Annotated in this window: 14 protein-coding genes; 10 read left to right on the top strand and 4 right to left on the bottom strand. The window is 75.2% G+C overall.

All coding sequences use genetic code 11. The annotated features are described in order from the left end of the window. Nucleotides 1–132 precede the first annotated feature (132 nt). Entirely contained in the window at nucleotides 133–972 is an 840-nt protein-coding gene (locus tag VGL20_08095; protein ID HEY2703635.1) for a hypothetical protein, read from the top strand. A 32-nt stretch (nucleotides 973–1,004) separates the two neighbouring features. On the opposite strand, the gene VGL20_08090 is transcribed toward VGL20_08095, so the two are convergent. Then, nucleotides 1,005–1,973 (bottom strand): HAD family hydrolase, encoded by a 969-nt coding sequence (locus VGL20_08090; protein ID HEY2703634.1) that lies wholly within the window; start codon nucleotides 1,971–1,973, stop codon nucleotides 1,005–1,007. Nucleotides 1,974–2,217: 244 nt separating this feature from the next. Between VGL20_08090 and VGL20_08085 the strand changes: the two genes are divergently transcribed. Genes VGL20_08085 through VGL20_08045 form a run of 9 tightly spaced genes read left to right on the top strand, consistent with a single transcriptional unit; the run spans nucleotide 2,218 to nucleotide 12,723 of the window. Further along, entirely contained in the window at nucleotides 2,218–2,535 is a 318-nt protein-coding gene (locus tag VGL20_08085) for a EutN/CcmL family microcompartment protein (protein ID HEY2703633.1), read from the top strand. 40 nt (nucleotides 2,536–2,575) lie between these two features. Next, entirely contained in the window at nucleotides 2,576–2,884 is a 309-nt protein-coding gene (locus tag VGL20_08080; protein HEY2703632.1) for a BMC domain-containing protein, read from the top strand. Nucleotides 2,885–2,924: 40 nt separating this feature from the next. Further along, nucleotides 2,925–4,337 carry an aldehyde dehydrogenase family protein gene (locus tag VGL20_08075; GenBank protein HEY2703631.1) on the top strand — a complete coding sequence of 471 codons (1,413 nt, stop codon included), beginning with the start codon at nucleotides 2,925–2,927 and terminating at the stop codon, nucleotides 4,335–4,337. After that, complete coding sequence (gene eutJ / locus VGL20_08070) at nucleotides 4,334–5,158, top strand: ethanolamine utilization protein EutJ (protein HEY2703630.1); 825 nt, start codon at nucleotides 4,334–4,336, stop codon at nucleotides 5,156–5,158. Before VGL20_08075 ends, eutJ begins: the two co-directional genes overlap by 4 nt. After that, nucleotides 5,155–5,778 (top strand): hypothetical protein, encoded by a 624-nt coding sequence (locus tag VGL20_08065; protein ID HEY2703629.1) that lies wholly within the window; start codon nucleotides 5,155–5,157, stop codon nucleotides 5,776–5,778. Before eutJ ends, VGL20_08065 begins: the two co-directional genes overlap by 4 nt. Beyond that, complete coding sequence (locus VGL20_08060) at nucleotides 5,775–7,043, top strand: malate dehydrogenase (GenBank protein HEY2703628.1); 1,269 nt, start codon at nucleotides 5,775–5,777, stop codon at nucleotides 7,041–7,043. The genes VGL20_08065 and VGL20_08060 overlap by 4 nt, the downstream gene beginning before the upstream one ends. A 4-nt stretch (nucleotides 7,044–7,047) precedes the next feature. After that, the gene (locus VGL20_08055) at nucleotides 7,048–8,082 is read left to right on the top strand and encodes an alcohol dehydrogenase catalytic domain-containing protein (GenBank protein HEY2703627.1); all 1,035 of its coding nucleotides are present in this window, start codon (nucleotides 7,048–7,050) and stop codon (nucleotides 8,080–8,082) included. Nucleotides 8,083–8,092: 10 nt separating this feature from the next. Further along, complete coding sequence (locus VGL20_08050) at nucleotides 8,093–9,946, top strand: helix-turn-helix domain-containing protein (GenBank protein HEY2703626.1); 1,854 nt, start codon at nucleotides 8,093–8,095, stop codon at nucleotides 9,944–9,946. After that, nucleotides 9,943–12,723: an AAA family ATPase gene (locus VGL20_08045; protein ID HEY2703625.1), complete on the top strand. Its 2,781-nt coding sequence runs from the start codon at nucleotides 9,943–9,945 to the stop codon at nucleotides 12,721–12,723. Before VGL20_08050 ends, VGL20_08045 begins: the two co-directional genes overlap by 4 nt. Nucleotides 12,724–12,733: 10 nt before the next feature. Here VGL20_08045 and VGL20_08040 read toward each other — a convergent pair whose 3' ends face one another. From VGL20_08040 to VGL20_08030, 3 genes are all read right to left on the bottom strand, one after another. Next, nucleotides 12,734–13,897 (bottom strand): hypothetical protein, encoded by a 1,164-nt coding sequence (locus VGL20_08040; protein HEY2703624.1) that lies wholly within the window; start codon nucleotides 13,895–13,897, stop codon nucleotides 12,734–12,736. Nucleotides 13,898–13,907: 10 nt separating this feature from the next. Beyond that, nucleotides 13,908–15,389, bottom strand: a complete 1,482-nt coding sequence (locus VGL20_08035) for a CopD family protein (GenBank protein HEY2703623.1) — start codon at nucleotides 15,387–15,389, stop codon at nucleotides 13,908–13,910. Nucleotides 15,390–15,459: 70 nt separating this feature from the next. After that, nucleotides 15,460–16,671: a hypothetical protein gene (locus VGL20_08030; GenBank protein ID HEY2703622.1), complete on the bottom strand. Its 1,212-nt coding sequence runs from the start codon at nucleotides 16,669–16,671 to the stop codon at nucleotides 15,460–15,462. Nucleotides 16,672–16,684 lie beyond the last annotated feature (13 nt).

Here is a 16,684-nt window from a genome sequence, read left to right as displayed (position 1 = left end):
CAAGCCCGCCCTCGCCGGGCCGGATCCCTCGGGTGGACCCGGCGGCAGCTGACCCGGGGTCACCGGGTCCCGTCCCCGGCACTCCGGTGCCGGGGACGGGGCCGCGGTTCCCCGACCGTGTCGAGGGGTGACATGGACATCGAGCACGAGCGGGCCCCGGAAGCGCACGGCGAGACCGCGCAGCTGGCAGCGGCAGCGGCCGCCGCCGAGGCGGCGAACGACGCCGAGCGTGCCGCGGCGGCCGCACGCGAGGCGGCCCTCGCCGCCCGGGCGGAGGCCACCGACGCGATGATCGCCGCCGAGGAGGTGACGGCCGAGACGGCGCTCGCCACCGGCGAGGCATCGCCGGAGGCGGACGCCATCGCGGCGACGACCCGCCGGACCCCGGAGGATGCCGCCATCGCCGCCGCGAGCGCCGCCCGGGAGGCCGCCACGGCCGCGAACGCCGCCGCGTACAGCGCCACCGCCGCGGATGCGGCAGCCGCCGACGCCGAGACCGCCGCCGACGCCGCGGCCCTGCTCGAGGGGCGGGGCGCGTCCCTGTCGACGTTCGCCGAGGACGCGGCACGGACCGCCTCGAGCGCCGCAGCCACGGCGATGGCCGAGGCCGGCACCGCCGCCCGGGCGGCGGTCGAGGCCCAGGCCGCCGCCCACATCGCCGCTGAGAAGGCCGGCGAGATGGAGGGCTGGACCGACCCCGACCCGGTGGCCGCGCCCGAGGTGCGTCCGCTCGACACCGCGGCGATCGAGGCGCGCCTGAGGGCGGTCACACGCGGGCGCTGGGCCCGCCACGGCTGCGACGTCTGGTCCGAGGACGACGGCGGGGTCGCGCTCCTCGTCACCCCGCGGGAGCGCGACTCGTCGTCGCAGCGCCGCGAGCAGGCGGATCGCGACGCCGAATTCGTCGCCCACGCGGCCGAGGACATCCGCGCGCTGCTCGCCGAGCTGCATGCGCTGCGGGGCGACGGCTGAGCCGGTTGAGTTCTCGGCGGATCAGCCGGGGGTCACTGCCGGTGGCCGTTCGCCGACAGCCACACCAGCCGCGCCACGGCGTCACGCAGCATCGGGTCGACGGCCACCGGAGCTGCGGACACGCCGTTGCCGTTCGAGCCCACGACCGGCACGGCACACGACTCGCACCCGCACCCGTGGGACCCCAGAGCGCTGGCGGCGGCGACGCGCTGGCGGCGGCGGGTGGCGGCGGCGCGGCGGGCCTGGTCGAGCACCGGGGTCACGGCAGGGGGGGCGGCGGTCCGCGCCACCGCGCAGGTGACCGCGACGGTGGGGTCGTCGAGGAGGTGGGTGAGCAGCTCCTGGGGCCAGATGGCGACGAACTCGGCGCCGGCGGCGAGCAGCTCGTCGGCGGTGTGCATGCCCCAGACCACGCCGACGGCGCGGATGCCGCAGCGGATCGCCTCCTCGACGTCGCCGACGGTGTCGGTGACCAGCACCACCTCGTCGCCCTGCTGGGCGACCGCCGCGCACTCCTCCGTGTACTCGGGCTCGCAGAGGCGGCGCATCGAGTAGCCGGGGTCGGCGAGGAAGCAGCGGATGCTCGCCGCCTTGTCGGGCTCGAGGTCACCGGTGAACGCGTGGGCGAAGCAGCAGGCGAGGCCGTGCCGCTCCATGGTGCGGCGCACCGACTCCATGGTGTTCGACGACGCCAGCACCAGGGTGCAGCTGCCCGCCAGCCGGTGGATGACGTCCCCCATGCCGGGCACGAGGTCGGGGCTGTACTCGTCGCGCAGCAGCTGGAGAAAGTGTGCGCGCACCCGGTCGAGGCGCGCGGGGTCGCCGGAGCACACCTCGTCGAGGGCGGCGTAGAAGTTGCGCCGGAAGAGCGCGTAGAAGTCCTCGGGGCGGTCGACGCCGAGGTCGAACTCCGCGTTGGTCCGCTGGAACAGCCGCCAGGATGCCTCCCGGGTCTTCACCAGCGTCCCGTCGAAGTCGAAGATCACGGTGCTGGGGGTCACCGGGCCACCCCTGCTGCGGCGTCGTGCCGTGGCGTGTTCACGTTCCTCCGAATGCGCGCCCCTCATGCTGCGAGTGTCTCCATCTTGACGCCGCGCGGGGGCCGCGGCCACGGAGACGGGAGATAACACCTCACCGTACTTTCCTATCCCCCATGGCCAATGCCAGTGCCTCCGGGCGCCGGGTACAACCTCATGGGCAGCGGTTCTCCGACCGCTGAGACCGGCCGTTGATGGAGGCATGGTGGTGCGTCTCGCACGGGTCGTCGGCCAGGTGGTGGCGACGGTGAAGGAGCCCGAGCTCAACGGGTTCAAGCTCCTGCTCGTCCACGACCTCGACTACCTCGAGCCTGCCAACGGCGCGACCGTTCAGCGCATGCCCTACGTGGCCGTCGACCTCGCCGGTGCGGGGGAGGGCGAGGTGGTGGTGGTGACCACGGGCAGCGCCGCGCGGGTCGGCGCGCGCACCGCCGGTACCCCCGTGGACCTCGCCGTGGTGGGGATCGTTGACACCGTGGTCGTCGAGGGGCGGCCGAGATTCGACAAGACACGAGACATGAGGTGAGCAGTCAATGAGTCCCAGCACCGGGTACAACGGCAACGGGATCCCCGTCGGCGCCCTGGGCCTGGTCGAGACCAGGGGCCTGGTGGGCGCCATCGAGGCCGCCGACGCCATGGTCAAGGCCGCCAACGTCCGCCTGATCGGACGCGAGCAGATCGGCGGCGGGCTGGTCACCGTCATGGTCCGCGGCGACGTCGGCGCGGTGAAGGCCGCCACCGACGCCGGCGCGGTCGCCGCCGGGAAGGTCGGCGAGGTGATCTCCGTGCACGTCATCCCCCGCCCCCACGAGGAGGTGGAGGTCATCCTCGGCAAGGACGCGACCGCCGCCGCCATCGCCTCCGCCAAGTCCTGACCGCCCTCCGCGCTCGACCCGAGCGCCGGATGGAGAGACCATGAGCAGCACCGCAGCCGCGCTCGATGCAGATCTCGCGGCCATCCTCGACGCGCGCCTCAAGGCGCGCGCGGCACGCACCGCCTTCGAGCTCTTCGAGGGCGCCGACCAGGCGCGCATCGACACCATCGTCCGCGCCATGGCAGACGCCGGCACCGCCGCCGCCGAGGAGCTCGCGCGCCTCGCCGTCGACGAGACCGGCTACGGCGTCTTCGAGGACAAGATCGTCAAGAACCTCTACAACACGCAGGTGGTCGCCGACTCGCTCCTCGGGATGCGCACCAGCGGCGTGCTGTGGGTCGACGAGGGGGCGCGCACCACCGCCGTCGGCTGTCCTGTCGGCGTGGTCGCCGGCATCATCCCGGTCACCAACCCCACCTCGACCGTGCTCTTCAAGATCCTCGCCTCGGTCAAGGCCGGCAACGCCATCGTCTGCGCACCCCATCCCCGCGCGGCACGCTGCTGCAACCGTGCCGCCCAGGTCCTCGCCGCGGCGGCGGAGCGCGCCGGCGCGCCCCCGGGCCTCATCTCCTGCCTCGAGCACCCCACCCTCTCCGCCACCCGCGAGCTGATGATGCACGACGCCGTCGCCATGATCCTCGCCACCGGCGGCGCCGACATGGTGCGGGCCTGCTACTCGTGCGGCAAGCCCACCATCGCGGTGGGTGCGGGCAACGTCCCCGCCTTCGTGCATCGGTCGGTACCGGACGTCACCGAGGCGGCCGTGATGATGGTCACCTCCAAGTCTTTCGACAACGGCACCGCGTGCGTCGCCGAGCAGGCCGTCGTCGTCGACCAGCCGGTCGCCGACGCCCTCGAGGCCGCGCTCGGGGCCGCCGGCTGCGCCTGGGTCGACCCCGCCCACCACGACTCCCTCGCCGCCGTGCTCTTCACCGAAGCCGGCGGTCTCCGCCCCGAGGCGGTGGGCCAGAGCGCGGTCGAGCTCGCCCGGCGCTCCGGCTTCTCCGTCCCCGCCTCCTCCCGTGTGCTCGGCGTCCGCCTCGACCAGGTGGGGCGTCACACCCCGCTCTCGGCGGAGATCCTGGGGCCCGTCCTCAAGGTCTATCGCGCCGCGGACGCCGACCAGGGATGGCGGCGCTGCCGCGAGATCCTCGCCTTCGGCGGCGAGGGACACACCCTCGCGCTCCACGCCTCCGACCCGGACGTCATCGCCCGCTTCAGCGCCCTCCCCGCCTCGCGGATCCTGGTCAACACCCCGGCGCTCTTCGGCGGGATGGGCTACTCCACCGGCATCGACCCCTCGTTCGTCCTCGGCACCGGCAGCTGGTCCGGCTCGATCGCCTCGGACAACATCACCGCGCTCCACCTCATCAACATCAAGCGGGTCGCCCACGAGGTGCGCCCCTGGCGGGGCGCCCTCGCCCTGTCGGCACGCGAGCTGGCCACCCGGTGACCCCGGCCCTGCGTCCCAGCCTGCCCGTGCGCGAGGCGCTGCGACGCGCGGCCGCATGTCTGTCCCAGCCGGTGGCCGAGTACACCGAGCCGATCTCCTGCGGCGTCGACCTGGGCACCGCCACCTGCGTCCTCGCCGTCGTCGACGGCACCGGCGCGCCGGTCTACGTCGACCAGCTGCCCTCGCGCGCTCTGCGCGACGGCGTGATCGTCGACTTCCATGCCGCCGCCACCACGGTGGCGCGGCTCAGGGCCTCCGCCGAGGAGGCGCTGGGCCGGCGCATCGAGGAGGCGGCCACCGCCTACCCGCCCGGCGTGGGCGCCGCCGAGAGCCGGGCCAGCCGGTTCGTGCTCGAGCAGGCGGGCCTGACCTGCACCGAGCTCGTCGACGAGGTCTCCGCCGCCAACCGACTGCTCGGCGTCGACGACGGGGTCATCGTGGACGTCGGCGGCGGCTCCACCGGCGTCGGCGTCTACTCCGGCGGCCACCTGGTGAAGCTGGGCGACCGCCCCGGCGGCGGCCACCACCTCGACCTCATCCTCGCCGGCACCCTGAAGGTGACCATCGAGGAGGCGGAACGGCTGAAGCGCGAGAACGGCGAGGAGTACCTGCGCGTGCTCCGTCCCGGGATCGAGCGGATCGCCACCTCGATCTCCATCCTCACCGAGGGCCACTCGGCGTCACCGCTGCACCTCGCCGGCGGCGCGCTGATGCTCCCCGGGGCGGCGGAGATCATCGCCAGCTACCTGGAGCGCCCGGTGCTCGCCTACGAGCACGCGCTCCTCATCACCCCCCTCGGCATCGCCGGACGGAGAGCATGAGCAGCTTCCAGCTACGCACCTTCGCGCTGATCGACCGCATGCAGCCGCAGTGCGCCGCCCACATCGCCGCCACATGCCAGGGCGACGTGCCCATCGCCGGCATGTCCGAGCTCTTCGTCGAGGTGGCTCCCGGCAACGAGGTCTTCCGCGTCGCCGACGTCGCCCTCAAGGCGGCGGACGTGCGCCCCGCGCTGCAGATCATCGAGCGCGAGTTCGGCCTGCTCGAGATCCACGCCGCCAGCCAGGCCGAGGTGCTCGCCGCGGGCTCCGCCATCCTCGACTACCTCGGCCTCGAGGAGTCCGACCGGGTGCGCCCGGTGATCGCCTCGACCCAGCTGATCACCAACGTGCACCACTACCAGGCGCAGCTGCTGAACAAGTTCCGCAAGGGCGCGCTGCTGCTCCCCGGTCAGAGCCTCTTCGTCCTCGAGTCGGCGCCGGCGGCGTACGTGAGCCTGGCCGCCAACGAGGCCGAGAAGGCGGCCACCATCAACATCGTCGAGATCCGCGCCGTCGGCCGCTTCGGCCGCCTCTTCATCGCGGGCAGCGAGAGCGAGGTGCAGACCGCGGGCCGGGCGGCGATCTCGACGCTGGAGTCCATCGAGGGTCGAACGTCATGAGGGTCATCGGTGTCGAGGACGTGGACCGCGCCGAGAACGGCGTCCTGCACATCGCCCGCGGCGACCTGGTCACCCCGCTCGCTCGCGATCGCGCCAGGGAGCGCGGCGTCAGCATCTCCATCTCCTCCACCCTGATCGCCGGGGAGGGCGAGTCCCGGAGCCGGCCGCAGAGCCGCCCGCCCCTGGCGGCAGGGGGACCGGGCAATGGGACCGCGCCCTCCCTCGCACCCCCGCCCTCGACCCTTCCGGTCTCCGGGGCGCTCTACCGGCGGGGCGCGCCCGCCGCGGCGCTGGGCTGGCCGGTGCCGCGGGCGAACGCCAGCGGCAACGGCAATGGCGGGCGCTCGCGGGTCACCGTGGTCGGCGCCGGGCACGTCGGCGCCCAGGTGGCGGCACGGCTCGCCGACGCCGACCGCTTCTCCGAGGTGGTGGTCGTCGACGTCGCCGACGGCCTCGCCGAGGGCATCGCCCTGGACCTCTGGCACAGCTCGGCGCTGCGCGGCTTCGACACCCGGGTGACCGGCTCGACCGACCTCGCCGCCGGCGCCGGCTCGGACTTCGTGGTGATCACCGCCGGCCGGGCCCGCCAGCCGGGGATGACCCGCACCGACCTCACCCAGATGAATGCGGCCATCGTCGGCGAGATCTCCGCGAACGTCGCCCGGCACTCGCCCGGGGCCATCGTGGTGGTGGTCACCAACCCGCTCGACGAGATGACCGAGCTGGCCTGGCGGGCGACCGGGTTCCCGCCCCAGCGGGTGATGGGCATGGCCGGGGTGCTCGACGCCGCCCGCTTCTGTGCGCTCACCGCGCTTGGCGGGGTGGCCCGGCCCGACCGGATCTCTGCGGTGGCGCTGGGCAGCCACGGCGAGGAGATGGTGATCCCGCTCAGCCAGGCCACCGTGGACGGCCGGCCGCTCAGCGCCACGGTCGACGCCCCCACCCTGGAGGCGCTGGTCGCCCGGGCGCGCGACTCCGGCGCCGAGGTGGTGCGGCATCTCAAGAAGGGCAGCGCCTTCTTCGCCCCCGCGGCGTCGGTGGCGCGGATGGTGCTGGCGATGGCCGCGGACAGCCGCGAGGTGATGCCCGTCTGCGTGCGCGCCGACGGCGCCTACGGCATCCGCGACGTCTATCTCGGCCTCCCCGCCCGCATCGGTCGCGCCGGGGTCGTCGAGATCGTCGAGCTGCCGCTCACCGCCGGCGAGCTGGAGATGCTGCGAGCCGCGGCGGCGCGCATCGACGAGCGCGCCCGACAGCTCGCCTAGCCCGATGCGAGCGGTCGTGTACGCCGGCCCGGAGCGCGTCGAGGTGCGCAGCGTCCCCGACCCGCGGATCGAGGCGCCCGAGGACGCCCTGGTCCGGGTCACGCTGAGCGCGATCTGCGGCACCGACCTGCACGCCTGGCACGGGCTCGACGGCATCCCCGCCGGCACCCCGCTCGGCCACGAGTTCGTCGGCGAGGTGGTCGCGGTCGGCACCGCGGTGCAGCACCTCGCCCCCGGCGACCGCGTCGTCGGCTCGGACTTCGCCGCCTGCGGCCACTGCTGGTGGTGCCGCCGCGGCGACCACTGGGAGTGCCCGCAGCGGTGCATGTTCGGCATGGGCTCGGTGTTCGGGCCGCCGCTCGGCGGCGCCCAGGCCGAGCTGCTGCGGGTGCCGTTCGCGCAGACCACGCTGCAGCGCCTGCCCGCGGGCTGCAGCGACGAGGCGGCGATCTTCGCCGGCGACACCCTGGCCAGCGGGGTTGCGGCGGCGGAGCGGGGCGGCGTGGTCCCGGGCGACGTGGTCGCGGTGATCGGCGGCGGCGCCGTCGGCCAGATGGCGAGCCTCGCGTGTCAGAGCTACGGTGCCGCCGCGGTGGTGGTGACCGACCTCATCCCGGCGCGGCGCCAGCTGATCGCCGCAAACGGCGGCGTGCCCAGCGCCCCCGAGGGTGCGCGCCAGCTCGTCGACGAGCTCACCGACGGGCGGGGCGCCGACGTGGTGGTCGAGGCGGTGGGTGGAAGCGGCCCGCTGGAGACCGCCTTCGACCTGGTGCGCCGCCGCGGGCGCGTGGTGTCGGTGGGCGCGCACTTCGCCGCGCACTGGGCGATGCCGGTGGCGCGCGCCTTCGCCGACGAGCTGTCGCTGTGCTTCGCGATCGGCGACTCGATCCGCCTCGGACCGCGCATCCTTCCGCTGCTCACCGTGGGGGCGATCGACCCCACCGGGGTGATCTCCGAACGGGTGTCGCTGGACGGCGTCCCCGACGCCTACCGGCGGCTGGCGGAGCACACCTCGGTGAAGATCCTGATCGACCCCTGACGGCGACGACGTGATTCCCCCCGAGACCGCCGTCGAGCTGCTCCGCAGGGACCTGGAGGAGGAGGTCGAGCGGGCGGCGCGCGCCCGCGAGGAGGCGGCGGCGCTCCAGGAGGTGGCCACCGAGATCCTGTCGGTGCGCGACGGCTCCGACGTCCTGCTCTCGATCACCCACACCGCGCTGCGGCTGCTCTCCGCCGATATCGCCGGGGTGTTCCTGCGCGAGGGCGACGAGATCGTGATGCGCAGCTGCGTCGGTCACCGCCGGCCCGAGACCGCGAGCCTGCGGATGACCCGCGGCCAGGGGCTGGCCGGCCGGGTGCTGCAGACGGTGGCGCCGGTGCAGGTCGACGACTACGTGCGCGCCGAGGCGATCAGCGACGACTTCATCCCGCTGGCGCAGATGGAGTCGGTGCGTTCGGCACTCGGCGCCCCGCTCGCCGTCCGCGGGGAGATCATCGGCGTGCTCGAGGTCTGGCGGCGGCGGCGCTCGGTGTTCGCGCCCCACGAGGTGCGCCGCCTGGTGGCGATGGCCAACCTGGTGACCATCGCCATCGAGAACGCGCGGCTCAACGACGCCCAGGCCACCGGCATGCGCCGCCTCGAGATCGCGTACACCACCCTCGAGGCACGGGTCGAGGCCAACCGGCGGTCGGCCGCGATGCAGCGCGCCCTCATCCAGCTGCTCCTCGAGGGCGCCGGCCTGCCCGCGATCGCGCGCACCCTCGCCACCCTCACCGGCGACCGCGTCGCCATCCTCTCCCCCACCCTGGAGACGCTGGCCACCCATCCCCGCGACCTCGACCTCGCAGGGGTGGGCACCGAGCTGCGCCGGCTGATGCGCGAGCGCGGCGGCGGCCGCCCGGCGCCGGTGCGGCTGCGTGACGGCGGCGGCTGGCTCTCGGTGCAGCCGATCCAGGCGGCGGCCGGCGGCTTCGGGTACGTCTGCCTGCTCGGCGACGAGACCCCGGGCGACGTGCAGGAGATCGCGATCGGGCAGGCGGCGCTGGTCACCGCCCTCCACCACCTCGAGCAGCGCGCCGCCGACGAGGCCCGGGCCGGCGCCCGCGACGAGATCGTCTGGGACCTGCTCCACGGCTCCGACGAGTACCAGCGGGCGGCGGCGCGGCGCGCCGAGCGCCTCCACATCGACCTGCGCCGGCCCCACCGGGTGCTCTGCTGCCGGCTCGAGGACATCGACCTCATCGCCCGGCAGGAGGGGCTCGAGCCCGCCCGCCTGGAGCGCACCCGGCACCAGCTGCGCGGCATCCTGCAGCGGGTGTCGGCGAAGCACGGCGGCCCCGACCTGGTCAGCATGCGCGGCGACGCGATGGTGGCGGTGGCCCCCTGCGCCGACCCCGCCGCCGCGCGGGCGCTCGCCGCCGAGGCCACCGAGCAGATGACCGCCGTGCTGCCAGGGCTCACCACCCTGTGGGGGGTCAGCCGCCTCCACACCGGCCCGCTCGAGTACCGCATCGCCTACCGCGAGGCGACCCTCGCGATGCGGGTGGCGGCGCGTCCCGGCGAGGCCGGCGTGGTGGCGGTCTTCGACGAGCTCGGGGTCACCCGCCTGCTGCTCGGTCCCGGCGACCAGCCCGACCTCGCCGACTACGTGAAGGAGGTGCTCGGGCCAGTGCTCGCCTACGACCGCGAGCGCGGCACCCCGCTGATCGCCACCCTGCGCGCGTACCTCGAGTGCGACTGCTCGCTCAACGCCGCCGCGGCCCGCCTGGCGGTGCACCACAAGACCCTGCGCTACCGGCTGAACCGCGTCCAGGAGCTCAGCGCGCTCGACCTCCGCCGTCACGAGGACCGCTTCCGCGCCGACCTCGCGCTGCGGGTCCTGCAGGTGTCCGCACCGGCATGACCACGAGCGCGCGTCACCCCGGGCGCACCATCTTCGTGGGCCGGCAGGACGAGCTGGGGGTGCTCCTCACCCGGGTCGGCGAGGTCCGCGCCGGCGAGCCGCGGGTGGTGCTCGTCCAGGGGGTCGCCGGGGTGGGCAAGACCGCGCTGCTGCAGCGGTTCCTCGCCGAGTGCCCCGACCTCCGGGTGGTCACCGCCAGCGGCGAGGAGGAGGAGCACCTTCTCCCCTACGCGGTCGTCGAGCAGCTGGTGCGGTCGGCGCGGGTGCCCCGGCCCGACCAGCGGGCGGCGCTGGGTGCGACGACCGTCCCCAGCCGCCGTGCGGTGGCCATCGGCGCCGGGCTCGTGGAGCTGCTCGACGCCCTCCAGGAGCACGGCCCGGTGTGCCTGGTCGTCGACGACGCCCAGTGGGCCGACCGCCCCTCGCTGGTCGCGATGCTCTTCGCCATCCGCCGCCTCCAGGCCGACCGGGTGCTCACCCTGATCGCGGTGCGGGAGGACCGGGCCTTCACCCTGCCCGCCGGGCTTCTCAAGCTGGCCGACGGCGAGCGGGGCACCACCCTGCGGCTGCGCGGGCTGTCGCTCGGCGATGTGCGCGAGCTCGCCGCCGCGCTCACCGAGGACGTGGTGCCGGTGTCGCTCGCCGAGCAGCTGCGCGAGCACACCGGCGCCAATCCGCTCCACCTGCGTGCGCTGCTCGAGGAGCACCCGCTGGAGCGGCTGCGCCGGGCCGGCGACGCGCCGCTGCCCGCCCCCCGCTCGGTGGGCGCACAGGTGCTCGCCCGGGTGGCGCTCTGCCCGCCACAGGCGCAGCGGCTGGTGGTCGCCGCCGCCATCCTCGGCGAGCACGGGCCGCTCCTCCTCGCCCAGCGGCTCGCCGGCATCGACGACCCCCTCGGCGCCCTGGAGGCGGCGATGGCGGCGGGCCTGCTGGAGACCCATGACGCCGAGCGCGACCACCGCATCGCCTTCCCCGACCCCATGACCCGCTCGGCGATCTACAACGACGTCGGGCCGGCGCGGAGGGCGGCGCTCCACCGCCGCGCCGCCGGCCTGGTGACCCGGCCCGACGCCGCCCTCCAGCATCGCAGCGCCGCCGCCCTCGGCGAGGACGAGGCGCTCGCCGCCGACCTCGCCGCCCACGGCCGGCGCGAGGCGGCCCGGGGAGCCCTGGCCGGCGCCGCCAGCGCGATGCTGCGCGCCAGCGACCTCAGCCCGAGCGCCCCGCTGCGCGAGCGCCGGCTGCTGGAGGGCGTCGACTGCCTTCTGGTCGGAGGTGACGTCAACCGGGCGGCGACGCTGATCGAGGAGGTGCGGCGGTGCGCCGACGGACCCTACCGGCGCTACGTGCTGGGCCGTCTCGCCTTCCGCGGTGGGCGACCCGCCGAGGCACGCGAGCTCCTGCTCGGGGCCTGGGACGGCTGCGACCGCAGCCGCGAGCGGGAGCTGGCCGGGCGGATCGCCGCCGAGCTCGCGCTCGCGGACATCCGCCGGGCGCGGGGGGCGGAGGCGGTGCCCTGGGCGCGGCGCGCGCTCGCGGCCACCGAGGGCACCGAGACCCCGGCGCCCTGGGCCCACCTCGCCTACGCGCTGGTCCAGGCCGGTGACGCTCCGCGCGGCCTCGCCGAGCTGGCGTTCCTCCCCGAGCCGCCGCCCGAGCTCGGCGCCGGACAGGTCCAGGCGAGCTACGCGCGCGGCCTGCTCCGGCTCGCCACCGACGACCCCGCCGGGGCCCGCGCCGACCTGCTCGCGGTCGAGCCCGGGGCGCGCCGCTGGGGACCGTTCGCCTTCGTCTTCGCGGGCCTCGCCCTGCTCGCCCACGCCGAGTACCGGCTCGGCGCCTGGGACGACGCCGTCGAGCGAGCCGAGCGGGCGGCGGCGATCGGCGAGGACGCCGGCCAGGTCTGGATGCTGAGCTGGCTCCACGGCGTCGCCACCGCGCCGCTCGCCGGACGCGGCGAGTGGGACCGCGCCCGCGCCCACGCGGACGCGGCGGCGCGCCACGCCCGCGCCGTGCGGGACGACGGCAGCGTCGCCGACGCCGCCCTCGCCGCCGCCCGCCTCGCCGCCGCCCAGGACGACCACGAGGCGGTGGTCGACGCGCTCCTGCCGGTGGTGCGCATGCCCCGCCGCGAGGGCGTCGACGAGCCCGGGGCGCAGTGGCCGTGGCAGGAGCTGTACGCCGAGGCGCTGATCCGGCTCGACCGCCTCGAGGAGGCGGAGGCGGTGCTCGCCCCCTACGAGGAGCTCGCCGGGTTGCGCCGGGTGCGCGGGGCGATGGGGTGCGCCGCCCGGGTGCGCGGCAGCCTGGAGGCGGCCCGCAGGCGGGTCGAGCGAGCCGACGCCGCGTTCCGCGCGGGCATCGAGCTCACCGACCCGGCGGGCGCGCCCTTCGACCGGGCCCGGCTCGAGGCCGCATACGGCCGCTTTCTGCGGCGCACCGGCAAGCGCGGCGCCGGGCTGTCGGTGCTGCGGGCGGCCCGCGACCGCTTCGACCGGCTGGGCGCCCGCCCCTACGCCGAGTGCTGCGAACGCGAGCTCACCGGCGCCGCCGCCGGCGGCCGCCATCGGCCGACGCTGACCCCCCATGAGGTCGCGGTGGTGCGGCTGGTGACCCAGGGGCTCACCAACCACGCGGTGGCCGAGCAGCTGGTGGTCAGCCTCAACACCGTCGAGTACCACCTGAAGAACATCTACCGGAAGCTCGGCGTGGCCTCACGCACCCAGCTGGTGGCGCACCTCGCCCGGGAGGAGCCGGACCTCGACCCCGCGGGGTGAGCGAGGGCGTTCACGGCGACGCGCGCAGGGTGGCGGCGAACCAGCGGGCGAGCTCGGCGCTGGAGGCGAGCACCCGCACCGGGGACCCGTTCACCACCGTCTGCACCTCCACGTAGCCGGTGTGGTACAGGATCTGCCCGCTGCTGCCGTCGGCGAGAGTGACGGGCGAGCCGCCGGCGCTCTGCCACGGCCGGCTGGCGCCGTTCCCCGTCAGCAGCTGCTGGGAGATCGCGAACTCGCTGTCGCGGACGAAGCTCTCGATGTAGAAGGGGAGCAGCGGGGTGTCGATCTCCTGATGGCTGTCGGTGAGCCGGCGGTCGAGGTGGAAGCCCGCCGGCGCCTGGCCGCTCACCACCGCGCCGGCGTCGGTGGGCCTGCCCTCGACCACCTTCTCGGTGATCTGCGCGCCCGCGGCGGTGTCGCCGGTCGCCGAGCTGAACTCGCCGTCCGGGAAGGCGGGGGAACGGTCGAGCCGCACCACCTCGGCGAGGCGCACCACCCGGCCGGCCAGGGTGACCGCCTGGCGCAGCATGACGTCGTCGGCGGTGACGCAGACCTCGACCCGCTCCTGGTCGTCGCCCCGGGAGAGGGCCTCGCCGCCGCCGTGGTGGTACAGGTAGCGGCTGCACTGCTGCCCCAGCACCGAGCCGAGGCCGAGGCGCGCCACCGTCCCGGCATCGGCGGCGGCGGCGAGCGCCGGCTCCGAGAAGACGTCGGGGGTGAGCACCGCGGTGAGCGGGGTGGCGTACCCCTTGTTGCGGTCGGGGAGGAAGGTCTGGGCGGTGCGGTTGACGATGCTCCCGGAGAAGATCCGCCCGCCCGGGGGCGGCCCCTCGTGATGCTCGACGCGCACCTCGTCGGGGCGGCGCACCTCGACGACGTCGGTCTGCTCGCGGAGCTGCGGCCCGGCGGTGTCGGCGACCCGGTAGACGGCGCGGTACGACGCCGCCGGCCGCACCGGGGGCGGTCCGGGCGCGGCCACCGCGGAGTCGCTCTGCCGGCTGAGCCAGACCAGGAACCCGGCGGCGCCGAGGCCGATCACCACCACCGCGGCGACCAGCGTCGCCATCACCCGAGCCGGCCGCCCCGCCGCCGCCGGGCGCGCCGTCACCGCGGCGGCGACGCGGACCTGCCCCGCCCTCCGCTCCCGCTTCCGTGCCGCCTGCTCTCCCATCGGTCCTCTCCTACCGGCAGCCCGAGCCGAAGAGCCCGGACTGGACGACGTCCTGGGCGTCGCCGGGGAGCACCCTGCCGTTGAACAGCGGCGGCAGCTGGCTCTCGCCGAGCACCGCGGCGAGCACCAGCACCCCGAGCAGCACCCCGGCCTCGAGCAGCACCACCCGCTGCAGGGTGCGGATCGACGGGCCCGTCCGCCGCATCATCCGGCGGGCGGTCTCGGGCAGTTCCTGGTCGCGGCGGTGGGCGGCGACGAGGCGGTTGTTCACCAGCCCCACCACCAGCGCGAGCACCACGGTGGTCACCTTGAAGCCCGCCACCAGTCCGTACGAGGTGCACCACAGCGCGTTGAGGTTGTTGAGCAGCCGGAGCAGCAGGAGCAGGCCGGAGCCGATCAGCAGCACCACGCTGACGGTCATCACCCGGGAGTAGCGGCTCACCGCGGCCCAGATCCGGGCGGGGTCACGGGACGGGAACACCACCAGCAGCAGCGCCACCAGGCCGCCCGCCCAGAAGGCGGTGAGGAGCACGTGGCCCATCATCATCGGGATGTAGAGCCACCCCGGCCCGGCGCTGCCGGTGCCGACGTGGGTGCCGGCGACGAAGGCCGCGGCGAGGCCGAGGCTGAGCACGGCGACGCCGAGGAGAGGACGGCCCAGCGGCCGTCCCCGGGCGGCGCGGCGCCCGGCGACGGCCGCCGACGCCAGCACCCCGGTCCAGAGCAGCGCCTTGCTCACCGACACCGCGCCGATGGTCGAGAGCAGGATGCGGTCGATGCCGACGCCGGCGATCAGCTCGGTGATCCGCGACGCCTCCAGCCAGAACAGCAGCGGCACCAGCGCGACCGAGAGCAGCCCCGCGGCGAGCAGCGCGCGGCCGGCGTGCGCCATCGCCGGCGCCGGCACCGTCGGGGCCGTCGCCGCCAGCACCGCGCCCGGGCCGGCGGGGAGGGCGCCACGGCGGCGGACCAGGCCGGGGCCGAGCAGCAGCGCGCCGACCAGCACCAGCCCGAGCACGGTGTACAGGAGCACGATCTCGACGGCGCGCGCCGCCTCGATGGCGCCGCTCAGCCACCCCGAGCCCGCACCGCTCTCGAAGCTGCCGCTGCGCTGGGCTGCGAGGCTCAGGTTGGAGGCGAGCGACGCGGCGCCGGCGGCGGTCCGCACCCCGACCACGAACTGACCCTGGACCGGGTGGGCGTCGGTGCCGATCGCCACCCAGCTGATCACCAGCACGCCGGAGAGGTCGCGGCGGAGCGGGAGCAGGATGGTCCGGTCGGTCTGGAAGACCGGCTGCCCGGACAGCCCCGGCGCGCCGCTGTCGGTGTCGATCCGGGCGCGGAAGAGCGAGCGGTCGATGGGCTCGTTGAACTCCAGCAGCACCTGCCGCAGCGGAGCCGGGACGGTGGACGAGGGGGCGGGGAGCACGCCCATCAGGCGAGCGTGCGCCTCCGCCCTCAGCGGTGCGGCGAGCAGCAGCACGAGCGCCATCCCGACCACGGCCGCGATGCGACCGGGCCGGAGCCACCTCCCCGCCACGCCTCGTCCCATCGCCGTGGTCTCAGGCCACCGGACGCGCACCCTGCGGACCGGCCGGGGTCACCAGGCCGGCCGCCGTGGGCAGCGCCGTGAGCGCCTGCCGTCCGGCCAGACGGCTCTGGCCCGAGGGGGGCGGCGGGTAGGGCGGAAGGTTGGGACCCGCGGGCGGGGTCTTGTCGGTCCAGCCCGGCATCGTCTTCACCGCGTCGCAGGACCCGCGGCTGACGTTGGTGTGGTTGATGAGGCGCGCGAACTGGATGTTGGCGCCGCGCAGCGAGCCACCCTTGCTCGCCTCGGGGATCGTCTCGATCTTCAGCCCGACCTCGTCGATGTTGATGGAGCCGGCTCTGACGTCGAACAGACCATCCTGCAGCACCACCGCGAACCTGCCGGCGCCGCCCTTCTGAAGGGCGTCGGTGAACTGCTTGAACTGGTCGTTGGACTGCTTGTGCGCCGCCGGTCCCGGCTGCGGCGACTGGCCCTGGAAGGAGAAGCCGTCACCGTTGGACGCGGAGATCGACTTGCCGTCGACCTCGACGCCGTGCAGCTCCATCGTCCAGTTCGCGAGCGTGCCCCGCTCGCTGCCGTCGCTCTTCCAGACCAGGTTGGTGGTGGCCAGGGCGATGTGCAGCGAGCCCAGGCGGAGGTCATAGGCGCTGGCGCTGTTGACACCGGAGAGGGCGTCGCTCACGACCTTGGTCTCGATGTGCGCCGAGGACGGTCCCACCGAGGCCTGGGGGCCGCCGTCCAGGTGCGCCGACCGGGCGTCGGCGAGGACGTGGTCCGGTGCCGCGACCGCCTCGGTATGGGCCACCGGGCCGAAGTCGTGGGCGTCGTGGACGCCGCCGTAGCCGCCCTCCGCGGGGGGCGGGTAGTACGCGTTGGCGCCGGTGGGATTGTCCGGGCCGAGCTTGGAGGCGGTGCCGAGCAGGACCTCTCCGACGAAGCCCTCGTAGGCGCTGCTCGCCTTGGCCTTGGAGTGGGGGGTGTCGTCGATGAGCGCGTCCGCGTAGGGCTCACCGACCACGTTCTCGTAGGGGAACAGCGCGCCCTCGCCGATGGCGGCGACGGTGCCGAGCGAGTTCCAGCCGCTCACACAGTCGGCGGTGGAGCCGCCGGCGTCGTCGGCGTGGGCACGCCAGGGGGTGCCGCCTCCGATCACCACGCCCGCGGCCGCTGTGAGCAGCAGTGCGCGGCGGGCCGAGCGCACCGTCGTCGTCCGCCTGGAGCCCATGCGCTCCCCTCCT

It is taken from the genome of Candidatus Dormiibacterota bacterium (assembly GCA_036495095.1).
Taxonomy (GTDB): domain Bacteria; phylum Chloroflexota; class Dormibacteria; order Aeolococcales; family Aeolococcaceae; genus CF-96.
The sequence above is the reverse complement of the archived record's forward strand: the minus strand, read 5'-3'. Positions and strand labels throughout refer to the sequence as shown.

Bases quoted from the DNA above. Each gene is read 5' to 3' on its own strand.
- VGL20_08095 (HEY2703635.1), top strand. From the start codon at position 133: ATGGACATCGAGCACGAGCGGGCCCCGGAAGCGCACGGCGAGACCGCG.
- VGL20_08075 (HEY2703631.1), top strand. From the start codon at position 2,925: ATGAGCAGCACCGCAGCCGCGCTCGATGCAGATCTCGCGGCCATCCTC.
- VGL20_08065 (HEY2703629.1), top strand. From the start codon at position 5,155: ATGAGCAGCTTCCAGCTACGCACCTTCGCGCTGATCGACCGCATGCAG.
- VGL20_08060 (HEY2703628.1), top strand. From the start codon at position 5,775: ATGAGGGTCATCGGTGTCGAGGACGTGGACCGCGCCGAGAACGGCGTC.
- VGL20_08055 (HEY2703627.1), top strand. From the start codon at position 7,048: ATGCGAGCGGTCGTGTACGCCGGCCCGGAGCGCGTCGAGGTGCGCAGC.
- VGL20_08045 (HEY2703625.1), top strand. From the start codon at position 9,943: ATGACCACGAGCGCGCGTCACCCCGGGCGCACCATCTTCGTGGGCCGG.
- VGL20_08040 (HEY2703624.1), bottom strand. From the start codon at position 13,897: ATGGGAGAGCAGGCGGCACGGAAGCGGGAGCGGAGGGCGGGGCAGGTC.
- VGL20_08035 (HEY2703623.1), bottom strand. From the start codon at position 15,389: ATGGCGCTCGTGCTGCTGCTCGCCGCACCGCTGAGGGCGGAGGCGCAC.
- VGL20_08030 (HEY2703622.1), bottom strand. From the start codon at position 16,671: ATGGGCTCCAGGCGGACGACGACGGTGCGCTCGGCCCGCCGCGCACTG.